This window comes from Myxococcota bacterium (assembly GCA_041389495.1).
In the GTDB taxonomy this organism is placed as follows: domain Bacteria; phylum Myxococcota_A; class UBA9160; order UBA9160; family UBA4427; genus JAWKRT01.
Genome location: JAWKRT010000002.1, coordinates 425,237 through 445,640, shown reverse-complemented (window position 1 = coordinate 445,640; position 20,404 = coordinate 425,237). Strand labels below are relative to the sequence as shown.

Below are 20,404 nucleotides of genomic sequence, written 5' to 3'. Positions count from 1 at the left end.
CTCGCACCACGCACCACCGTGGTGCGTCGCCTCGCCGGCTCTCGCCCGCCGCTAGCGACCTTCCTCCTCCCCTCCCCACGCCTCCTCCCCGCCCCGCGTGCAAACCTCCCGAAGCCGCGACACCATGCGCAGCGCGTGGACACACAGGCCACCGGTCATACCCGCACTCGCGCCCGCGCGCGCAACTGGACGCTCGCGCTCGTCGCGGTCGCGCTCGTCGTGGTCGCGCTGCGCGCGACGGTGTGTGCGCCCGAGCCGGTTCCGGTGCGGGTCGCGCTGGTCGTGCGCGACCGGGTGGAGGAGACGATCACGAACTCGCGGGCGGGGACGGTGAAGGCGCGCCGGCGGGCGCGGCTGTCGCCGCAGGAGGGCGGGCTCGTGGTCGCGCTTCCGAAGCGCGAGGGCGACCGGGTGGAGGCGGGCGAGCTGCTGCTCGAGCTCGAGTCGAGCGTGCAGCGGGCGCAGCTCGAGCTGGCGGAGCGCGAGGCGCAGGCGGCGGGGGCGGAGCGCGAGCGCGCGTGTCTCGCGGCGCAGCGAGCGGCGCGGGAGCGCGAGCGCAACCGGGCACTGGCCGACCGGGGCGTCATCGCCGACGACGTGCTCGACGAGCTGGAGAGCGCCGCGAAGATCGCGGGCGCGGCGTGCGCGGCGGCGCGCGCGAGCCTCGAGCGCGCGGGCGCGCAGGTCGAGCTGGTGAAGCGCCAGCTCGCGCACACGCAGCTGCGCGCGCCGTTCGACGGCGTGATCGCGGAGCAGTCGGTCGAGGTCGGCGAGTGGGCGACGCCGTCGGTGCCGCTGATCCAGGCGCCGGGCGTGATCGACCTGATCGACCCGACGTCGATCTTCGTCAGCGCGCCGATGGACGAGGTCGACGCGGGGCGGCTGCGCGTGGGGCTGCCGGCGCGCGTCGCGGTGGACTCGCACCCGGGCGAGCACTTCCCGGGAACGATCGTGCGCGTCGGCGCCTACGTGAACGACGTCGAGGAGCAGAACCGCACCGTCGAGATCGAGGTCGAGCTCGAGGACGAGGCGTTCGCGGCGACGCTGCTCCCGGGCACGTCGGCCGACGTCGAGGTGGTGCTCGAGACGCGCGAGGGCGTGCTGCGCATCCCGACGTCGGCGCTGCTCTCGGGCAACCGCGCGCTCGTGCTCGTCGACGGCGCGCTCGAGGAGCGCGACGTCGACGTCGGCCTCCGCAACTGGGACGTGAGCGAGGTGCGCGGGGGGCTCGCCGAGGGCGACGCCGTCGTCGTCTCGCTCGACCGCGCCGAGGTGAAGGCCGGCGTGCGCGCGCGCGCCGAGTCGGACGCGGCGCCGTGATCCGCCTCGAGCACGTCTCGCGCGAGTTCCAGGTGGGCGACTCGCGCGTGCGCGCGCTCGACGACGTCACGGAGCACGTCCGCACGGGCGAGCACATCGCGATCATGGGGCCCTCGGGCTCGGGCAAGTCGACGCTGCTCAACGTCATCGGCTGCCTCGACCGCCCGAGCGCGGGCACCTACCACCTCGACGGCCGGCTCGTGTCGGAGCTCGACGACGGCGAGCTCACGCTCGTGCGGCGCAACCTGATCGGCTTCGTGTTCCAGACCTTCCAGCTCGTCCCGCGCCTCTCCGCGCTCGAGAACGTCGAGCTCCCGATGCTGTTCGCGGGCGTCGAGCGCGAGGAGCGCCGCGCGCGCGCGGCCGAGCGGCTCGCCGCGGTGGGCCTCACGCCGCGCGCCGACCACCGCCCCGACCAGATGTCGGGCGGCGAGCGCCAGCGCGTCGCGATCGCGCGCGCGATGGTGATGGAGCCGCGCGTCCTGCTCGCCGACGAGCCGACGGGCAACCTCGACACGCGCTCGGGCGCGCAGGTGCTCGAGCTGATCGACGACCTGCACACGGGCGGGCTCACGATCGTCGTCGTCACGCACGACCCGAACGTCGCGAAGCGCGCCGAGCGCACGATCGTGCTCGTCGACGGGAGCGTCGCGCGCCGGCTCGCGGCGAGCGAGATCACGCCCTCGGTCGTCGGGGGCGCGACGTGAGGGGCGCCGAGCTCGTGCGCTTCTCGGCGCGCGCGCTGCGCGGCCACCGGCTGCGGAGCGGCCTCACGCTGCTCGGCGTCGCGATCGGCGCGGCGGCGGTGGTGATGCTGACGGCGCTCGGCGAGGGCGCGCGCCGCTACGTGATGGGGCAGTTCGAGGGCATCGGCTCGAACCTGCTCGTCGTCGTTCCCGGCAAGACCGAGACGCAGGGCGCCGCCGCGTTCGCGAGCGTGACGACGGAGGACCTGACGCTCGACGACGCCGAGGCGGTGCTGCGCGCGGTGCCGGAGGCCGCGCGCGTCGCGCCCGTGGCGACGGGCACGGCGACCGTGTCGCACGAGGAGCGCTCGCGCCAGGTCGCGATCATCGGGACGACCTCCGACTTCCTCGAGGTGCAGCGCGTGAAGCTCGGCCGCGGCGCGAACCTCCCCATCGGCGAGCTGCGCCGCGGCACGGCGGTCGCGGTGCTCGGCTCGACGGTCGCCTCCGAGCTGTTCCCGGCCGCCGACCCGCTCGGCGGCATCGTGCGCATCGGCGACCTGCGCGCGCGCGTCATCGGCGTGCTCGAGCCGCAGGGCACGCAGCTCGGCGCGGACCTGAACGAGGTGGCGCTCGTCCCGGTCGCGAAGGCGATGCGCCTGTTCAACCGCAGCTCGCTCTTCCGCATCGTCGTCGACGTGCGCGCGCACTCCGACCTCGAGGTCGCGAAGCAGCACCTGATCGACGTGCTGAAGGAGCGCCACCGGGGCGAGGAGGACGTCACCGTCATCACGCAGGACGCCGTCGTCGACGCGTTCTCGAACATCCTGCGCACGCTCACGCTGGCGGTCGGGGCGATCGCCGCGATCTCGCTCGCGGTGTCGGGGCTCGGGATCATGAACGTGATGCTCGTGTCGGTGAGCGAGCGGACGTCCGAGGTGGGCCTCCTGCGCGCGCTCGGCGCGGAGCGCGGGCAGGTCGCGGGCGTGTTCCTCGCCGAGGCGCTGCTGCTGTCGGCGGCCGGCGCGCTCGCGGGCATCGCGCTCGGCGTCGCCGCCGTCGAGATCGTCGCGTGGTGGTTCCCGAAGTTCCCGGCGCAGACGCCGCTCTGGGCCGTCGGCGCGGCGCTCGCACTCGCGCTCGCGGCGGGCGCCGGGTTCGGGCTCGCGCCCGCGCGGCGCGCGGCGCGCCTCGACCCGGTCGCCGCGCTGGGGAAGAAGTAGCGATGCAGGCGCTCGTCCAGCTCGCGCTCGGTGCCATCCGCAGCCACGGCCTGCGCTCGCTGCTCTCGCTGCTCGGCATCGCCGTCGGCATCGCCGCGGTGATCGTGCTGACTTCGATCGGCGAGGGCACGCGCCGCTACATCCTCGGCCAGTTCTCGCAGTTCGGCACGAACCTGATCGCCATCCACCCGGGCAAGGCGAAGACATCGGGCATGCCCGGCGTGTTCGGCGGCAGCACGAAGCACCTGACGCTCGACGACGCCGTCGCGCTCGGGCGCATCCCCGGCGTCGGGAAGGTGGTGCCGACGGTCGCCGGCAGCGCGCGCGTCGAGGCCGCGGGGCGCAGCCGCAACGTGATCGTGCAGGGCGTGACTCCCGACTTCGAGGACGTCTTCCACATCCGCGTGCGCTACGGCTCGTTCTGGCCCGAGACCGACCCGCGCCGCGGCTCGCAGTACGCGGTGCTCGGCCCGAAGCTCGCGCGCGAGCTCTTCCCCGATGCGAGCCCGCTCGGCGAGTTCGTGCGCGTCGGCACCACGCGCTTCCGCGTGTGCGGCGTGATGGAGCCGAAGGGCAGCATGCTCGGCATCGACCTCGACGACATGGCCTACCTGCCGGTCGCATCCGCGCTCGCGCTCTTCGACCTGCGCGACCTGACCGAGATCGACCTCGACTATCAACCGATCGAGGCCACCGAGCGCGTGCGCGACGACGTCGTGCGCGTGCTCTCCGAGCGCCACGGCGAGGAGGACTTCACCGTCACGACGCAGCAGGCGATGGTCGACGTCTTCGGCAACGTCATGACGGTGATCACGACCGCGGTCGGCGCGATCGCGGGCATCTCGCTGCTCGTCGGCGCGATCGGGATCCTGACCGTCATGTGGATCGCGGTGCGCGAGCGCACCTCCGAGGTGGGCCTGCTGCGCGCGATCGGCGCGAGCCGCCTGCAGGTCGCGGGGCTCTTCCTCGCCGAGGCGGGCGCGGTCGCGCTCGTCGGCGGCGCCGCCGGGGTCGCGCTCGGGCTCGCGATCGGCGCCGCCCTCCGCCTCGCGGTCCCGGGCCTGCCCGTCTCGACGCCGCTGTCGTTCGTGCTCGCGGCGCTCGCGGTGAGCGGCGGGGTCGGCCTGCTGTCGGGCGTCCTGCCGGCGCGCCGCGCCGCGAGGCTCGACCCGATCGAGGCGCTGCGCGGCGACTAGCCCGCGACCGGCCGCGCGCCCTCGAGGTCGAAGAACGCGCGCAGCCGCGTGAGGCGGCCGGCGCCGTCGAGCGCGGCCACGTCGATCACGTCGAGCTCGAGGAGCTGCCCGCCCTGGCGGATGCGCGCCCGCATGGGCACGGCGCCCTCGCTCCCCGCCACGCACGCCGGGCCCGTGATCTCGAGCGTCTCGGCGAGCTCGTTGTCGCGGTAGAAGGCGCGGATGGCGTCGATGCCGTCGTGGCGCGCGCCGTTCGCCGGGATCTGGATCGAGGCGTCGTCGGCATACAGCGAGACGATGCCGTCCACGTCGCCCGCGGTGACGCAGGCGGCATAGCGGGCGAGGACGTCGGAGAGTGCGGACATGGAGCCTCCGTCGGAGAGGAGAGCGGGCCGGGCCCGGTCGGGTTGGGTCGGGCGCGGAGAGGCCGGGTCGGGTCGGGCGGAGCCGTGAAGCGCGCGACGCGTTCGCGACGAGTCCGTGAACTCCGTGCTCACCCCTCGTTTGGGGGGAGCACGGCGCGCTCCGCCTCCTTATAGTGGGCCAATCAGTTCTTTCCCAGAGAACTAGAGGATTCGTTCCGGGAAGGGGATGAAGCCTCCGCGCCCCGGCCGCCGTTCCGCAGACGGCAGCCGGGGCGCGCTGCTTTCGGGGCACGCGTCGCGGCGCGCCCGAGGCGGCCGCGCTAGGCGGCGGGCATGATGATCGACTGGTACTCCGTGTACGGCGCGATGCCCTCCGGCCCGAGCTCGCGCCCGAGGCCCGACTTCTTGAAGCCGCCGAACGGCGCGCGGAAGTCGAGGATGGAGCCGCAGTTGACCGCGACGCAGCCCGTGCGCACGCGCGCCGCGATGTCGGCGCCGCGGTCGATGTCGGGCGTCCAGACGGAGCCGCACAGCCCGTAGTCCGAGTCGTTCGCGATCGCGACCGCCTCGTCGACGTCGCCGTACGGGATCACGGACAGCACCGGCCCGAAGATCTCCTCCTGCGCGATCTTCATCGAGTTCTGCACGTCGGCGAAGACGGTGGGCTCGATGTACCAGCCCTTGTCGAGCGCCTTCGGGCGATCGCCGCCGCACGCGGCGCGCGCGCCCTGCTCCTTGCCCGAGGCGAGGTAGCCGAGGATGCGGTCGCGCTGCCGCTCGCTCACGACCGGCCCGATGTTCGTCGCCGGGTCGAGCGGGTCGCCGAGCTTCATCGCGCCGACCGCGCCCGCGAGCGCGTCGACGATCTCCTTGTAGCGGCCGCGCGGCGCGAGGATGCGCGTCTGCGCGCCGCACGCCTGGCCGTTGTTCATGAGCGCTGCGCCGAGCAGCGGCTGCATGGCCGTCGCGAGGTCGACGTCGTCGAGCAGGATGGCGGCCGACTTGCCGCCGAGCTCGAGCGTGCAGCGCTTGATCTGCTCGCCGCAGATCGCGCCGATGCGCCCGCCCGTCACGGTGCTGCCCGTGAAGCTCACCTTGTCGATGTCGCGGTGGCGGACGAGGTACTCGCTCGTCTCGCGGCCCGCGGCCACGACGTTGACGACGCCCGGCGGCAGGCCCGCCTCGGCGACGGCCTCCGCGATCAGGTACGCGTCGAGCGCCGTCTCGGGCGACACCTTGAGCACCATGGTGCAGCCGGCGGCGAGCGCCGGGCCGAGCTTCATCGCCGCGATGAAGAGCGGCACGTTCCACGGAATGACGCCCGCGCACACGCCGACCGGCGCGCGGCGCACGCGCACGCGCCCGCCGAGCGCGCCCGCGCGATCGTCGACGAACTGGAACTCGCGCGCGAGCTGCGAGTAGATGTCGAGCACCATCGTCGCCGAGAACACCTGCATGCCGAGCGACTGCTGCGACGGGCAGCCGTTCTCGCGCGAGATCAGCTCGGCGAGCTTCGGGCCGCGCGCCTGCAGCGCCTTCGACAGGCGGCCGATCGCCTCGCCGCGCTCCTCGGGCGACCAGCTCGGGAACGGGCCGGAGTCGAACGCGCGGCGCGCGGCGGCGACGGCGCGGTCGATGTCGGCGGTCGTCGCGTCGGGCACGCGGCCGAGCGCCTGCTCCGTCGAGGCGCCGATGACCTCGAGCCAGTTCGTGCTGTTCGACGCGACCCAGTCGCCGTCGATGTAGAAGTTGCGGTGCTCGGTGAAGTCGGGAGCGGGCTGTGCCATGACGTCCTCTCGATGAGCCGTTCGGCTCGGCGGGCCTTGCGCCCGGTGCGCGTGGTGGGGCGCGCCGCGCGGCGCGGCGTCGAGCCGTGCGCGCGGCGGAGCCCGCGTTATACCCGAACGGGTCGGCCCGAGTCGAGGCGCGCGGCGTCGCCGCGCGCGGGTGCGGCGCAGGTGCGGCGCGGGGCGTCGCGCGGCGGCGCCGTCCGGCCCATCCTTGCCGCCTCGGCGCGCACCCGGCGCGGGGCGCCCGCGACGGTAGAGACCGCAGGAGGAAGCCCGATGCAGAGGATCGCAACCCGGCTCGCGGCCATCGCGGCCAGCTCGGCCCTCGCGGCCGCGCTCGCCTGCACCCAGGAGACCCAGAACGAGATCGGGCGCTCCATCCAGAACTGGACCGGCACCGACGGCGTGCTCGAGGTCTACGCGGGCGACAAGCTCGTGCGTCGCTTCCTGCACATCGACAAGCTGTCGACGGCGTCGGCGACGAAGTCGGGCGAGGCGCGCCCGTACCGCTACGGCTACGGCGTGCTCGACGCGAACCTGAACGGCGTGCAGGACCCGGACGAGAAGCGCGTCTACTTCGAGGTGAGCGACTACTCGACGCCGTACGTGTTCTACGACGACCCGAACCAGTAGTCGCGCGCGCGTGCGACGCTAGGCGCCCGTGAAGGCCCAGTCCTCGAGACGCGGCCGTCGCATCTCGCGCCGGAAGCGCCGCGCCGACCACGGCCACGTGATCGGCACGCCCTGCTCGTCGAGGTACCAGCTGTTGCAGCCGGTCACCCAGACCGTGTCGGACATCGCCTTGGCGAGCTCGTCGTGGAAGGCGCGCGTCGCGTCGGCGCGCGGCTCGACGGCCTTGCCGCGCCCGGCGCGCAGGCCTTCCAGCATCTGCACGACGTAGGCGCTCTGCGTCTCCGAGACGTCGATCACGGACAGGTTGCCGATCGGGCTGTGCGGCCCGACGAGCATGAAGAAGTTCGGGAAGCCCGGCATCGCGACGGAGCGGTAGCTGCGCGTCCCCTCCGCCCACGCCTGCTGCAGGCTCTTCCCGTGCGCGCCGACGACGCCCCGCACGCCCCAGGCGTGCGCGTCGAAGCCCGTCGCGAGCACGAGCACGTCGAGCTCGTGGAGCACGCCGTCCTTCGTGCGCACGCCGCGCTCCTCGACGCGCTCGATGCCCTCGACCACGAGGTCGACGTGCGGCTTCTCGAGCGTCGGGTAGAAGGTGTTCGACATGACGAGCCGCTTGCAGCCGGGCGCGTAGGCGGGCGTGAGCTTGCGGCGCAGCTCCGGGTCGGACACGGTGGCGAGGTAGTCCTGGCAGCGCTTCGTGAGGAGCCGCCTCCCCCACCCTTCCTGCACGACCGCGACCGAGATCGTGTCGAACAGCAGCTTGTACGCCGCGCGCGTCAGCCTCGCGAGCAGCGGGAAGCGGCGCACGCGCGCGCGCTGCTCCTCGGAGTAGGCGACGTTGTCCGTCGGCATGATCCACTGCGCGGTGCGCTGGAACATCGTGAGCCGGCCCGCGACCTCGGAGAGCGGCTCCATCATCTGCACGGCCGACGACCCGGTTCCGATCACGCCGATGCGCTGGCCCTCGAGCGGCACCGCGTGGTCCCACGCCGCCGAGTGGAAGCACGCGCCCTCGAAGCGGTCGAGTCCCTCGATGTCCGGGTAGTGCTTCTCGTGCAGCGGACCCGACGCGAGGATCAGCACGTCGGCCGACGACTCGGCGCCGTTCCGCGCGTGCAGGTGCCAGCGCGCCGACGCCGGCTCGAAGCGCGCCTCCTCGATCTCGTGCCCGAAGCGGATGCGGTCGAGCAGGCCGTAGCGCTCCGCGACGCCCTCGAAGTAGGACTGGATCTCGGCGCCCGGCGCGAAGCGGTGGCTCCAGTCGAGCTTCGGCTCGAAGCTGTACGAGTAGAGGAACGACGGCACGTCGCACGCGAGCCCCGGGTACGTGTTCTCGCGCCACGTGCCGCCGACGCGCTCGGCCTTCTCGTAGATCGTGAAGTCGCGGATGCCGGCGCGCTGGAGCCGGATGCCCATGAGCAGGCCGGACATGCCGGCGCCGATGATCGCGACCTCGAGCTTGCGCTTCTCCATCTTGGCCTCCTCAGCGGATCCGGATCGGGAACGACGCGAACCCCTGCACGAACTCCGTCCTGTGGCGCTCGGCGCGCGCGAGGTCGATCTCGTACTCGGGGAAGCGGGCGAGGATGCGCTCGAGGCACACCTTGCCCTCCATGCGCGCGACGTGCGTGCCCAGGCACTGGTGGTTGCCCGCGCCGAACGACAGGATGCGCGCCGGGTTGCGCTCGACGTCGAAGCGCTCGGGCGCCGCGAACTCGCGCTCGTCGTGGTTCGCCGACGCGTACAGGAACATCACGGCCTGGCCCGCGCGCACCTTCTCGCCGTGCAGCTCGAAGTCCTTCGTCGCGGTGCGGCCCAGCATCTGGGTCGGCATGTCGTAGCGGAGGATCTCGTTGAACGCGGCCGGGATCTTCGCCGGGTCGGCGGCGAGCGCGGCGCGCTGGTCGGGGTGCTCGCGCAGGCGGCGCAGGCCGTTGGCGAGCACCTTCGGGAAGGTCTCCGAGCCCCCGATCACGAGCATCGACACGTGCGACGCCGCGGCCCTGTCGTCGTACGGCCCGCTCCCCGGGTCGAAGCGCGCGAGCGCGTCGAGCGCGACGGGCGAGTCGGTCGGGCTGCGCCGCCGCTCCTTCACCTTCTGCTCGCAGTAGGCGTCGAGCTCGCCGAGCGCGCGCAGCCCCTCTTCGGTCATGCCGCCCGAGTCCGGATCGTGGTGGAAGAAGCGCTGGACGAGCCGCGTGAGCATCGGCCCGTCCTCGACCGGCAGCCCGATCGCCATGCACGCGACCGTCACCGAGAGGCGCGCCGCGAAGTCGCCGACGGCGTCGAACTCGTCGCGCTCCTGCAGCGCGTCGAGCAGCTCGTCGACGATCTTCCCGGCGACGGGCTCGACGCCGCGCACCTGCGCGGGCAGGAAGCAGTGGCGGATCACCGAGCGCAGCTTCGTGTGCTCGGGCGGGTCGAGCACGTTGATCATCGGGGTGACGGGCTGCTCGCGCGTCAGGATCTGCGCCGGCGCCGTGCCGCGCGCGGCCGAGAGGTCGGCGCGCGCCGACAGCTCCCAGACGTCGCGGAAGCGCGAGACCGCCCAGGCGTCGTACTTCTCCATGTAGTAGGCGGGCGCCTCGGCGCGCAGCCGCCGGTAATAGGGATGGGGGTCCTCGCGCACGGCTTCGGCGAAGGGGTCGTAGTCGATCGACATGGCGCTCTCCGCTGCGGCGTGGGGCGGCGCGCGAGCGGCAGGTGCGCCGCCGCCGGGCCGGGGAACCGCGAGTCCGGCGAGAGTAATTGAAATTCTGATCTCCGCAACCTATGTTCGCAGGGCTCGACCGCCTCGGAGGTGACATGCCGCGCGCCCGCAAGCCGACCCGCGCCGAGCTCGCCCGCGAGCAGATGTACCGGGACCTCGTCCTCGAGTGCGCCGAGCGCGTCTTCGCGCGGCGCGGCGTCCACGCGGCGAAAATGCAGGACATCGCGGCCGAGGCCGGCATCTCGCTCTCCACCCTGTACGGCGTGTTCGAGGGCAAGAGCGACGTGGTCGACGCGCTGCACGCGTGGCGCGGCGAGCAGTTCCTCGAGCGCGTCGCGCGCGCGCTCGACGCGCCGGGCCCCGCGCGCGAGGTGGTGTGGCACGCCATCCGCGCCTACTGCGCGTTCCTGCTCGAGCACCTCGACTACTTCTGGGTCGACCTGCGCGAAGGGCGCTCGTGGGCGATCGGCGACGTCGAGTCGAACCCCGAGTTCCAGAAGGCGCTGCCGAAGTGGCGCGACGCGCTCGCGCGCGGCGCGGCCGAGGGCGCGTTCCGCGCCGACTCGCCCGACAAGCTCGCGACCGTCGTGAACGGCCTGCTGCAGGTGTGCTTCGCCGCCGCGCTGCGCGACGCGGCCGACGTCGACGCGCTCGACCCCGACGCCGTCGCGCGCGAGATCGCCGAGTGCGTCGAGCGCCTCGTCTGCACGCCCGCCGCGCTCGCCGCGCCCGGGCCGTGGCTCGCCGACGCGCGCGCTGCGGCGGCCGCGGGCGGCGCGTGAGCGCGGGCGCGAGCGGCGGAGCGTGGACGACGCCGTGACGCGCCATCGCGTCATCCAGTGGGCGACGGGGAGCATCGGCTGCATGGCGATCCGCGCCATCGCCGAGCGGCCGGGGCTCGAGCTCGTCGGCTGCTTCGTGAGCTCGCCCGACAAGCACGGCCGCGATGCGGGCGAGCTCGCCGGCATCGCGCCGCTCGGCGTGCGCGCGACGACGAGCGTCGACGAGATCCTCGCGCTCGACGCCGACTGCGTGCACTACGCGCCGCTGCACCCCGACCACGACGCCGTCTGCCGGCTGCTCGAGCGCGGCTTCGACGTCGTGACGCCCAGCTTCTACGTGCACCCGGCGGCGATCGAGCCCGGGCTGCGCGGGCGGCTCGCGCGCGCGTGCGAGCGCGGCGGCAGCACGCTCCACGGCACGGGCATCCACCCGGGCTTCTCGGGCGACCGGCTCGCCCTCACGTTCGCGTCGCTCGCGCAGAGCGTCCGCCAGATCGTGACCGAGGAGGTCGCCGACCTCGCGCCCCACCCTTCGCGCGCGATGATGTTCGACGGGCTCGGCTTCGGCGCGCCGCCCGCGCACGTGCGCGCCCACCCGCCCGCCGTCCTGCGCACGATGGACGAGTTCTTCCGGCAGTCGCAGGTGCTCGTCGCACACGCGCTCGGCGAGACGCCCGACGGCTTCGAGAACGCGCACGACGTCGCCGTCGCCACCGAGCGCGTCGAGGTGCGCGCGGGCACGATCGAGCCCGGCACCGTCGCCGCGCAGCGGTTCGAGTGGCGCACGCTCGTGCGCGGGCACCCGCTCGTCGTCTTCCGCGGCTTCTGGAAGATGACCGACGCGCTCGATCCCGCCTGGAAGTTCTCGACGCTCAAGTACTCGGTGACGGTCGAGGGCGAGCCGTCGGTGCGCTGCGGCTTCGAGCCCGGGTCGACCTTCGTCGGCGCGCCCGACCCGGCGTTCGACGCCGGCCGGGCGGGCCGCCTGTGGACGGCGATGCTCGGCGTGAACGCGATTCCCGCGGTCTGCGAGGCGGCGCCCGGCTTCCTCACCGTCGCCGACCTGCCGCCCGCGCGCGCGCTACCGCCCGTGATCCTTCGCTAGGCCGCGTCCGCGCGCAGCGAGTCGAGGGCCGGCGGCCCGTTCGGGCCGAGGTGCTCGAGCAGGAAGTCGAGCAGCGCGTCCATCATCTCGAGCGTCGCGCGCCCGGGCGCGAGGTCGTGCCCCTTCCGCCGGAGCACGAGCCAGCGGAACGGCTTCCCGTGCTTCTCGAGCATGAGCCGCAGCCGGTACGCGTGCTCGACGTCGACGCGATCGTCGCGGCCGCCCTGGGCGATGAAGACCGGGACCTCGATCTCCGCCGCGCGGTAGACGGGTGAATGCGCGAGCATGTCGTCGCGGTCGCGCTCGGGATCGCCGATCTCCTCGACGCGCAGGTCGCGAAACGCGCGGCTCAGCTGTGCAGCCGGGTGATCGAAGAGCAGCGGCAGGTCCGTCACGCCGAACAGCGTCGCCACGCAGCGGAAGCGCTTCGGATGGCGGACCGCGCTCATCAGCGCCGAATAGCCTCCGTAGCTCCCCCCCACGACCGCCATCCGGCTCTCGTCCACCCAGCCCCGCTCGACCACGTAGTCGACCGCGGCGTCGATGTCGTCCTCGATGCCCTTGCCCCACTGCCGGTGGCCCGCGCGCTCGAACTCGCGCCCGCGGCCCCCCGAGCCGCGGTAGTTCACCTCGAGCACCGCATAGCCGCGGTTCGCGAGCATCTGCACCAGCGGGTCGACGCCATCCTCCGTCCTCGGCCCGATCGGCCCGCCGTGCGGCACGACGATGAGCGCCGGCCTCTCGGGCGCGTTCCCGCCGACCGTGTAGAAGGCCTCGATCTCGGGCCCGCCCTCGGCGCGCGTCGTGAAGCGCGTGCGCGGGGAGAGCGCGACTCCCTCGAGCGCGGGGAAGGTCGGCCCGAGGTCGAGCGCGCGCTTCGCCTCGGTGTCGACGATGTAGTGGCGGACGGTGTGCTGCGGCGCGTAGGCGAGCACGCTGAAGACGCGTCGGTCGTGGCTCACGCTCGTCACCCGCAGCGTGCGATCGGGGACGACCGCGGAGAGCTGCGCCTCGTACTCGCGGAAGGTCTCCTCGAAGTAGTCGTACTCGATGCCGCCGGCGCGGTAGAGCTCGACGCCGAGGAGCTCCTGCCCGTCGGCGTCCATCACGACGTCCTCGATCTCGGCGTCGGGGTGCTCGTAGACGACGGCGACCTCGTCGGTGGTCTCGGGATCGACCTCGACGAGGGCGTAGCGGTCGCGGTCGCGGTTGGTCGCGACGAGCAGCCGCTCGCCGTCCTCGGTGAACGCGAGCGGGGCGAACCCGGCGCCGGGCTGCAGCTCGAAGCGCGAGCCGCGGTGCCAGAGGCCGTTCGCACTGGATCGGTGGTCGATCCGGTAGCGCACGGTCGCGTCCGCGCCCCGTCCCTCGACCTCCCTGACGAACGCGGCGCGGACGGCCCCGCGCCGATCGACGAGCCACCTGAGCACAGGGTCGGGACGCGTCGCCACGATGTTGCGCCGCGTGAACTGCGACTCCCACCCGTCGCGTTCGAGCTTCGCGAGGTCGATGCGTCCGACGTCGCGCGATCCGCCGACGAGGATCTTCGTCTCCTTCTGCGGGAGCGTGTCCACCACGTCGAAGTAGGTCGGCAGCGCGATCGCATGGTGGCCGAGGCGATGCGCCTTCTCGTTCCATGCGAGCCGGACGATGTTCGACTCCCGGGTGCCGTCGTCCGCGAACGTCTGGACCGCGAGCCAGTCGTCGGAGAGCCACCGGTAGTAGAGCCAGCCCCGGCCGCGGACCTCGGCGAGCTTCAAGAGCTCCTCCGATGCGCGGTGCACGACCGCGAGCACGAGCCCGTCTTCGAGGGGGCGCACGAGTCCGAAGTACGTCCCCTTCGCGCTCACGCGGATGTTGGCGATGCGCGGGTAGTCGAAGAAGCTCGCCACGGGAACGCGCGCGTGCGAGAGCGCGGGCGCGACCTCCTCGTCCGCGCCCTCCGCCCATCCGGGCGCGAGCCCGACCGCGCAGCACGCGATCGCCGCCGCGAGGGCGTCGCGCGCGCTCCTCACCGCGCGGCCTCGCGATCGAGGTAGCGATCGAGGAAGTCGTCCGGGACGGGGCCGGTGTAGACCATCGGGAACGCGTCGAGCAGGTGGGCGTGCACGCGCCGCAGGTGCATCCAGGCGACGGCGCTCCGATTGCGGATCGTGGCCTGCATCCGGAAGTGACGCCCCTGCCCGGCCGTCTCGACGACGATCTGGCCCGGGTACGCGAGGCGGCCCGGCTCGACGCGGAACGTGCCGTACTGCGCGCTCCCGGGAATGCGCTCGAAGCGCACGTACCAGCGCGGACTGCGGGGCCCCGGATTCGCGGCGGGAGTGACGACGAGCTGCGAGAAGCGGTGCTCTCCCGCGCGGGCCTTGAAGATCCGGAACGACATGCCCTTCGTGACGTTCACCAGCACCGGGACGCCGTCCATGTCGAGCCGCTCGATGCGAACGTCGGACGCGACGTGCACGATCACGAGGCCCTCGTCGGGCGCGAGTGCGATCGGCTCGGAGGGGTCGACGAGCTCGAGCGTCGTGCACGCCCCGCTCGCCGCGAGCGCGACGAGGAGCGCGAGCGCGTGAGGCGCGCGCCGCACCGGGCGGAGGAGCGGAATCGCCACGCGGCGAGACTGCCGACGCCGCGCGCGCGTTTCAAGCCCCGGGCGAGGCCCCTGTCGGCGCGCGCCGACGGCGCGACGAGGCGTCCGCACGCGGTCGCGCACATCGGCCCCCCGTCGCGGCGCGCCGCGCGGTATAACCGCGCGCGGTCGCCGAGGCGCCGGGAGGGGGGCACGCTGGAAGCCGGACTGTTCGGGATCGAGCTCGCGCTGCTGCTCGGCGCGGTGCTCTCCATCTACATGGCGTGGGCGATCGGCGCGAACGACGTCGCGAACGCGATGGGCACGAGCGTCGGCTCCGGCGCGCTCACCGTCGTCTCGGCGGTGCTCGTCGCGGGCGTGCTCGAGTTCGCGGGCGCCTTCCTCGCGGGCGGACACGTCACCGACACGGTGCGCAAGGGGATGCTGTCGACGGAGCTCGTCGAGCTCCACCCCGACGTCGTGCTCTACGGGATGCTCGCGTCGCTCGCGTCGGCCGGCACGCTGCTCGTCGCGGCGACGCGCTTCGGCCTGCCCGTGTCCACGACGCACTCGATCGTCGGCGCGATCGTCGGGTTCGGCGCGGTGGCGCTCGGGCCGGACGCCGTCGCGTGGGGCAAGGTCGGCCAGATCGTGCTGTCGTGGGTCACGTCGCCGCTCATCGGCGGCGTGATCGCGTTCGGCATCTTCCAGATCGTGCGGCTCCGCGTGCTCGAGCAGGACGCGCCGCTCGAGCGCCTCCGGCGCATCGGCCCGCTCTTCTTCTTCTACGTCTTCTTCATCATCGGGCTCGTCACGCTCTTCAAGGGGCTCGGCAACCTGAAGCTCGACTACGACCTGCCGACGGCCTTCGGTCTCTCGCTCGCCCTCGGCGCGGTCGGCGCCGTGATCGGCGCGTTCGTGCTCCGGCGCGCGGTGGCCCGGGCCGGGACGCCGACGCGCGACGACCACTTCCACCACGTCGAGCGCGCCTTCGTCGTGCTGCAGATCATGACGGCGTGCTCCGTCGCGTTCGCGCACGGCTCGAACGACGTCGCCAACGCGATCGGCCCGCTGGCCGCGATCCACGCCGTCGTGACGACGGGCCAGGCCGCGACGAAGGCGTCCGTCGAGCCGTGGATGCTCGCGGTCGGCGGCTTCGGCATCGTGATCGGCCTCGCGACGTGGGGCTACCGGGTGATGGAGACGGTCGGGAAGCGCATCACCGAGCTCACGCCGAGCCGCGGCTTCGCGGCCGAGCTCGCGGCGGCGACCACGATCGTGCTCGCCTCGCGGCTCGGCATCCCCGTCTCGACCACGCACATCCTCGTGGGGTCCGTGCTCGGCGTCGGGCTCGCGCGCGGCATCGGCGCGCTCGACCTGCGCGTCGTCGGCCGCATCGTCGTCTCGTGGATCGCGACGCTGCCGATCTCGGCCGGGCTCGCGATCTTCTTCTACTACTTCTTCAAGGGCCTGCTGACGGACTAGCCGCGGGCTCCGGGAGGACGTGCTCGATGAGCGTGATCGGAAGCCTGTTCGGGCACTCGCCCATCCGCCCCATGCAGCGCCACATGCACGCCGCCGCGGCGTGCGCGCACGAGCTGCTCCCGTTCATCGACGCGATGGAGCGCGGCGACCGCGCGGAGATCGAGCGTCTGCACCAGGAGATCGACCGCCTCGAGCACGAGGCGGACACGATCAAGCACGACATCCGCAGCCACCTCCCGCAGCGGCTGTTCATGGCCGTCGAGCGGCGCGACATGCTCGAGATCCTCGACTACCAGGACTCGGTCGCCGACGTCGTGCAGGACGTCGCGGAGCTCGTCGCGCTGCGCGGGATGCAGACGCCGCCGTCGCTGCGCGTGCCGCTGCGCGAGCTCGCGGCCGCAGCCATCGCGACCTGCGACCAGAGCGCGAAGGTGATCGACGAGCTCGACGAGCTGATCGAGACGGGCTTCGGGCGGCGCGAGGTCGAGCGCGTGTCGTCGATGATCGATCGGTTGAACGAGCTCGAGAGCGAGGCGGACCGGCGCGGCCAGGACGCGCTGCGCGAGCTGTTCGCGATCGAGGAAGGCCTCGGCGCGGGCTCGTTCTACTGGTACCGCGTCATCGAATGGATCGGCGACGTCGCCGACTTCGCCGAGCGCGCCGGCAATCGCATCCGGCTGCTGATCGCGAGCTAGACGCCCGCCGGGAGCGTCGCCTCCTCCGCGGGCTCGAGCCGACGCAGGCGCTCGAGGGTCAGCGGGCCGTCGCTGTACGTGTCCTCGCCCGTGCACTCGCCGGCCGCGTCGTAGTGGAAGATCGCGGCCTGCCGGTACGAGAACACGTACTTCGCCGAGGGGTCGTCGACCGCGAGCCCCATCGCGACGAGCGCACTCCCCGGGAAGACGATGTGCATGAAGCCCTCGTTGAAGAGCGCGTCGTCGTCGACCACGAAGCGCTCGATGTCGTAGCGGAGCTTGTTGTAGCCGAGGGCGAAGATGTTCTCGTAGAAGCCGCGCACCTCGCCCTGCCCCTTCGGCCCGAAGTCGCCGGAGCCGTTGCCGTAGAAGTGGTACCGGGGCTCCGCGCACTGCGTCTTCATGATGCGATCGACGTCGCCCGCGAGCTCGGCGAGCAGGTGCTCGCGGAAGTTCTCGAGCAACGCGCGGCGGCGCGGGCTCCGCTCGGCCGCGATGCGCTCGTCGACGGGTCGGAGCGTCTGCTCGGGGGAGAAGTCGATCATCGCTCGGTCCTCTCTTCGCGCGCGCGCCCGGCGCGCGCGCTCCTCACGAGACGAGCCCGTCGCCGCCGGTCACCGGCAGCGCCACGCCGCTCACCATGTCGGACTCGCACAGCCACACCGCCGCACGCCCGATGTCGTCGGGCTCGACGGAGCGCCCGAACGGGAGCCGCTTCGCCGCGACCTTCGTCCACAGCGCGTCCGCGTGCGCGTCGTCCTCGACGCCCGTGTGCGCCTTGAGCTCGTCGATCGTCATCCCGCTGCGCACCGACGACGGGCAGATGCAGTTGACGCGCACGCCGCGCGGCGCGAGCTCGGCCGCGAGCGCCTGCGTGAGGCCGACGACCGCGAACTTGCTCGCGCTGTAGGCGACGCGATCGGCGCTCGCGCGCAGGCCCAGCACCGAGGCCACGTTCACGATCGCGCCCTCGCCCTGCGCGGCGAGATGCGGGAGCGCGGCGCGGCACGTGAGGAATACGCCCGTCGCGTTCACGCGCAGCACGCGCTCCCACTGCGCGAGCGGCGTCGACGCGACGTCGCCGACCCCCGCGATGCCGGCGTTCGCGACGACGACGTGGAGGCCGCCGAGCTCGTCGAGCGCGCGCGCGACGAGCGCGTCGCACGCCGCCTCGCTCGCGACGTCACAGTCGACGAGCAGCGCGCGGCGGCCGTGCTCGGCGACGTCGCGCGCGGTCTCCTCCGCGCCGGCGGCGAGGGCCGCATCCGCCGAGAGCAGGTCGGCGACGGCGACGTCGCAGCCCGCGCGCGCGATGGCGACGGCGATGCCCCGGCCGATGCCGCGCGCGGCACCCGTGACGACGGCGATCTTCCCGCGCAGGTCCACGCTAGTCGCCCCGCGCCACGCGCACGTGGACGCCCGCCGCGGCCGCCTGCGCGAGCACGCCGCGGTAGCGCTCGTACTCCGCGAGCAGCGCCGCCTCGTCCGGGCTCGTCGCGCGCACGTGCGGGTCGGCGAGCAGCACGTCGCGCCACGCGCGCACGCGACCGAGCTCCGCGGGCACGTCGATCCCGTGGAAGTGCCGCAGCCCGGCGAAGCGGACGAACATCGGCGCCGCCGTCGCATCGACGAGCCCGAGCGCGTCGCCGCCCCAGTAGCCGCCCGCATAACCTCGCGCCGCGAGGCGCTCCTCGATCTCGCGGAGGCCGCTCGCGAGCGCGGCGTCGAGCTCGGCGTCCCGCTCCGGACGCACGTTCATCAGCCGCCGCTCGTAGGCGGGACACGGCGTCTCGTTCCACCACTCGACCCACTCGCGCGCGGCCGCGCGCTCGCCGAGGCCGGCCGGGAGGAGCGGCGGCTCGGGCCAGCGCTCCTCGACGTACTCGTTGATCACGCTCGACGGGTGGAGGGCGAGCCCGTCCGCTTCGAGCAGCGGCACCGAGCCCTTCGACGCCTTCGCGCGATACCACGCGGGACGCTTCACGAGGTCGATGTCGACCGCCTCGACCGCCACGCCCTTCGCGTGCAGCGCGATCTCGACGCGCTGGCAGAAGTTGCAGGTGATGGCGCGGTAGATGCGGGGGCGGTCGTCGGCCATGCCGCGCAGCCTATCACGCGCGCTGCGCGCGCGATCAGCGCGGATCGAGCCGCATCAGGCGCCGCGGCGGGAAGCCCGTCACGAACCGGAACGCGAGCGGGAGCGCGTGCTCGGCGTCGACGCGTCGGGCCTCGGCGCCCTCGAGCGGAACGGCGCGGTAGTCGCCCTTCGCGCCCTCGATCGTCGCCTGCACGTCCGCGTTCTCGAGCGCGCGCTCGTACCACGCGCGCGGCCAGTGGTTGGCCGCGACGTACAGCTTCCCTTCGCTCTCGAGCCGCGCGACCACGCGGTCGTGTCCGGTGCCGTCGTCGTCGAAGGTCGTGATGACGAGGACGGACCCCGCCTCGGGCTGCAGGATGCCGATCATCGACTCGAACGCGACGACGATGCCGACGTACACGAGCGCGACGATCGCGGCGATCTTCACGAGCTTCATCGAGGACTCCTGCGCCCGGTGGGCGCGCGGCGCTGCGGGAGTGCGCAGCCTATCACGGCCGCCCGCCGCGACGACGACTCGCGTGCGCGATCGGCGCGCGACCGCCGCAGCGCGGAAGGGGCCTCAGATCGGGGCACGCGCCATGCGGCGGAGCGCGCTCGCGTTCGCCGCGTCGGGTACGACGCGGAGGACCGCGTCGCGCAGACCGCAGGCGACGCGCCCCTCGATCTGGCCGATGCGCCCGATGCGGCGCGACTGCGACTGCACCCAGCGCACGCGCGGCGCGCGCCGCGCGTGCAGGCGAGCGAGGGGCTCGGGCGCGAGCCCGCCGTCGCGCAGCAGCTCGACGAGCACCATCGCGTCCTCGAGCGCCATCGCCGCGCCCTGGCCCATGTTGGGCGTCATCGCGTGCGCGGCGTCGCCGACGAGCACGACGCGCCCGGCGTGCCACGGCCCTTCGTCGAGCTCCTCGAGGTCGTTGTGGATGAGCTCCTCGGGCGCGCGCAGCGCGTCGAGGAGCGCGGGCACCTGGCCGCCGAACGCGGCGAAGCGCGCGCGGAAGCGCGCGAGCCGGCCGGCGTCGGCCGGGTCGGCCTCGCCGCGCGGCGCGTTCGCGACCGCGAAGCAGTAGACGCGCCCGCCGCCGATCGGCACGACGCCGAAGCGCTGGCCGCGCCCCCACATCTCGCGCATCTCGACGCGCTCGACCGGGGCCTCGACGACGAATCGCCAGCACGTGTAGCCCGCGTAGCGGATGCGGTCGCCGCCGAAGACGAGCTCGCGCACGCGCGAGCGAAGCCCGTCGGCGCCGACGACGATCGCGCACCGCCGCGCGCTGCCGTCGCTCAAGCGCACGTCGACGCCGTCGCTGCGCGGCTCGATCGCGTCGACGGTGGTGCCGAGCGCGACGGGCACTTCGGGCGCGACCGCGCGCAGCACCTCGTGCAGCGCCGCGCGGTGGAGCGCGATCGTGGGCCCGAACTCGGGCTCGAGCAGGGCGAAGTCGGTGCCGCCGAGGGTCGCGCCGCGCGCATCGGTGATGGCGCCGCGCCGCAGGCATGCGCCGCGCTCGGCGACGGCGTCGGCGGCTCCGAGGCCGCGCATCACGCGCATCGCGTTCACGCCGAGCACGATGCCGGCGCCGACGGGCCGCCACTCCGTCGCCCGCTCCACGATCTCGCAGGGAATGCCCGCGCGCGCGAGCCCGGCCGCCGTCGCGAGGCCCGCGATGCCGCCGCCGACGATCAGCACTCCGTCTCCGCCCATCTCGACCCTTCCTCCGCCGCGCGCGGGCGACGCCGCCTGCGG

Annotated in this window: 20 protein-coding genes; 9 read left to right on the top strand and 11 right to left on the bottom strand. The window is 73.5% G+C overall.

Annotated elements, in window-relative coordinates:
• Window positions 1-135 precede the first annotated feature (135 nt).
• From R3E88_12725 to R3E88_12710, 4 genes are read left to right on the top strand one after another with little or no spacing between them, the layout of a single operon-like run.
• On the top strand, window positions 136-1,320 hold the full coding sequence (locus R3E88_12725; GenBank protein ID MEZ4217339.1) for an efflux RND transporter periplasmic adaptor subunit: 1,185 nt from the start codon (window positions 136-138) through the stop codon (window positions 1,318-1,320).
• A complete protein-coding gene (locus tag R3E88_12720) occupies window positions 1,317-2,027 on the top strand; it encodes an ABC transporter ATP-binding protein (protein MEZ4217338.1) in 711 nt (236 codons plus the stop codon). Before R3E88_12725 ends, R3E88_12720 begins: the two co-directional genes overlap by 4 nt.
• Window positions 2,024-3,229, top strand: a complete 1,206-nt coding sequence (locus R3E88_12715) for an ABC transporter permease (GenBank protein MEZ4217337.1) — start codon at window positions 2,024-2,026, stop codon at window positions 3,227-3,229. The genes R3E88_12720 and R3E88_12715 overlap by 4 nt, the downstream gene beginning before the upstream one ends.
• Window positions 3,230-3,231: 2 nt before the next feature.
• Complete coding sequence (locus R3E88_12710; protein MEZ4217336.1) at window positions 3,232-4,425, top strand: ABC transporter permease; 1,194 nt, start codon at window positions 3,232-3,234, stop codon at window positions 4,423-4,425.
• Here the strand turns inward: R3E88_12710 and R3E88_12705 are convergent.
• Window positions 4,422-4,790 carry a nuclear transport factor 2 family protein gene (locus R3E88_12705; protein ID MEZ4217335.1) on the bottom strand — a complete coding sequence of 123 codons (369 nt, stop codon included), beginning with the start codon at window positions 4,788-4,790 and terminating at the stop codon, window positions 4,422-4,424. The two genes, R3E88_12710 and R3E88_12705, sit on opposite strands and share 4 nt — an antisense overlap.
• Window positions 4,791-5,110: 320 nt before the next feature.
• The gene (locus tag R3E88_12700; protein ID MEZ4217334.1) at window positions 5,111-6,577 is read right to left on the bottom strand and encodes an aldehyde dehydrogenase; all 1,467 of its coding nucleotides are present in this window, start codon (window positions 6,575-6,577) and stop codon (window positions 5,111-5,113) included.
• Window positions 6,578-6,856: 279 nt separating this feature from the next.
• Between R3E88_12700 and R3E88_12695 the strand changes: the two genes are divergently transcribed.
• Complete coding sequence (locus tag R3E88_12695) at window positions 6,857-7,213, top strand: hypothetical protein (GenBank protein MEZ4217333.1); 357 nt, start codon at window positions 6,857-6,859, stop codon at window positions 7,211-7,213.
• A gap of 18 nt (window positions 7,214-7,231) precedes the next feature.
• Here the strand turns inward: R3E88_12695 and R3E88_12690 are convergent, their stop codons facing one another.
• Both R3E88_12690 and R3E88_12685 read right to left on the bottom strand, forming a co-directional pair.
• A complete protein-coding gene (locus R3E88_12690; GenBank protein MEZ4217332.1) occupies window positions 7,232-8,686 on the bottom strand; it encodes an NAD(P)/FAD-dependent oxidoreductase in 1,455 nt (484 codons plus the stop codon).
• A gap of 10 nt (window positions 8,687-8,696) precedes the next feature.
• Window positions 8,697-9,875, bottom strand: coding sequence for a cytochrome P450 (locus tag R3E88_12685; GenBank protein MEZ4217331.1), 1,179 nt, complete (start codon window positions 9,873-9,875; stop codon window positions 8,697-8,699).
• Between the two features lie 143 nt (window positions 9,876-10,018).
• Between R3E88_12685 and R3E88_12680 the strand changes: the two genes are divergently transcribed.
• Both R3E88_12680 and R3E88_12675 read left to right on the top strand, forming a co-directional pair.
• Window positions 10,019-10,705, top strand: coding sequence for a TetR/AcrR family transcriptional regulator (locus tag R3E88_12680; GenBank protein ID MEZ4217330.1), 687 nt, complete (start codon window positions 10,019-10,021; stop codon window positions 10,703-10,705).
• A gap of 22 nt (window positions 10,706-10,727) precedes the next feature.
• Window positions 10,728-11,810 (top strand): dihydrodipicolinate reductase, encoded by a 1,083-nt coding sequence (locus R3E88_12675; protein MEZ4217329.1) that lies wholly within the window; start codon window positions 10,728-10,730, stop codon window positions 11,808-11,810.
• On the opposite strand, the gene R3E88_12670 is transcribed toward R3E88_12675, so the two are convergent.
• Together R3E88_12670 and R3E88_12665 are read right to left on the bottom strand one after the other, a co-directional pair.
• Window positions 11,807-13,825, bottom strand: a complete 2,019-nt coding sequence (locus tag R3E88_12670; protein ID MEZ4217328.1) for a prolyl oligopeptidase family serine peptidase — start codon at window positions 13,823-13,825, stop codon at window positions 11,807-11,809. The genes R3E88_12675 and R3E88_12670 overlap by 4 nt on opposite strands.
• Window positions 13,822-14,424, bottom strand: a complete 603-nt coding sequence (locus tag R3E88_12665) for a hypothetical protein (GenBank protein MEZ4217327.1) — start codon at window positions 14,422-14,424, stop codon at window positions 13,822-13,824. The genes R3E88_12670 and R3E88_12665 overlap by 4 nt, the downstream gene beginning before the upstream one ends.
• A 237-nt stretch (window positions 14,425-14,661) precedes the next feature.
• On the opposite strand from R3E88_12665, the gene R3E88_12660 reads away from it, so the two are divergent.
• The gene (locus tag R3E88_12660; protein MEZ4217326.1) at window positions 14,662-15,867 is read left to right on the top strand and encodes an anion permease; all 1,206 of its coding nucleotides are present in this window, start codon (window positions 14,662-14,664) and stop codon (window positions 15,865-15,867) included.
• A 26-nt stretch (window positions 15,868-15,893) separates the two neighbouring features.
• Window positions 15,894-16,562: a TIGR00153 family protein gene (locus R3E88_12655; protein MEZ4217325.1), complete on the top strand. Its 669-nt coding sequence runs from the start codon at window positions 15,894-15,896 to the stop codon at window positions 16,560-16,562.
• Here the strand turns inward: R3E88_12655 and R3E88_12650 are convergent.
• From R3E88_12650 to R3E88_12630, 5 genes are all read right to left on the bottom strand, one after another.
• The gene (locus R3E88_12650; protein ID MEZ4217324.1) at window positions 16,559-17,107 is read right to left on the bottom strand and encodes a hypothetical protein; all 549 of its coding nucleotides are present in this window, start codon (window positions 17,105-17,107) and stop codon (window positions 16,559-16,561) included. The two genes, R3E88_12655 and R3E88_12650, sit on opposite strands and share 4 nt — an antisense overlap.
• A gap of 43 nt (window positions 17,108-17,150) precedes the next feature.
• Window positions 17,151-17,948 carry an SDR family NAD(P)-dependent oxidoreductase gene (locus R3E88_12645; protein MEZ4217323.1) on the bottom strand — a complete coding sequence of 266 codons (798 nt, stop codon included), beginning with the start codon at window positions 17,946-17,948 and terminating at the stop codon, window positions 17,151-17,153.
• A gap of 1 nt (window position 17,949) precedes the next feature.
• Window positions 17,950-18,660: a glutathione S-transferase family protein gene (locus R3E88_12640; protein ID MEZ4217322.1), complete on the bottom strand. Its 711-nt coding sequence runs from the start codon at window positions 18,658-18,660 to the stop codon at window positions 17,950-17,952.
• A gap of 34 nt (window positions 18,661-18,694) precedes the next feature.
• Window positions 18,695-19,096 (bottom strand): hypothetical protein, encoded by a 402-nt coding sequence (locus R3E88_12635; protein ID MEZ4217321.1) that lies wholly within the window; start codon window positions 19,094-19,096, stop codon window positions 18,695-18,697.
• 123 nt (window positions 19,097-19,219) lie between these two features.
• Entirely contained in the window at window positions 19,220-20,362 is a 1,143-nt protein-coding gene (locus R3E88_12630) for an FAD-dependent monooxygenase (protein MEZ4217320.1), read from the bottom strand.
• Window positions 20,363-20,404 lie beyond the last annotated feature (42 nt).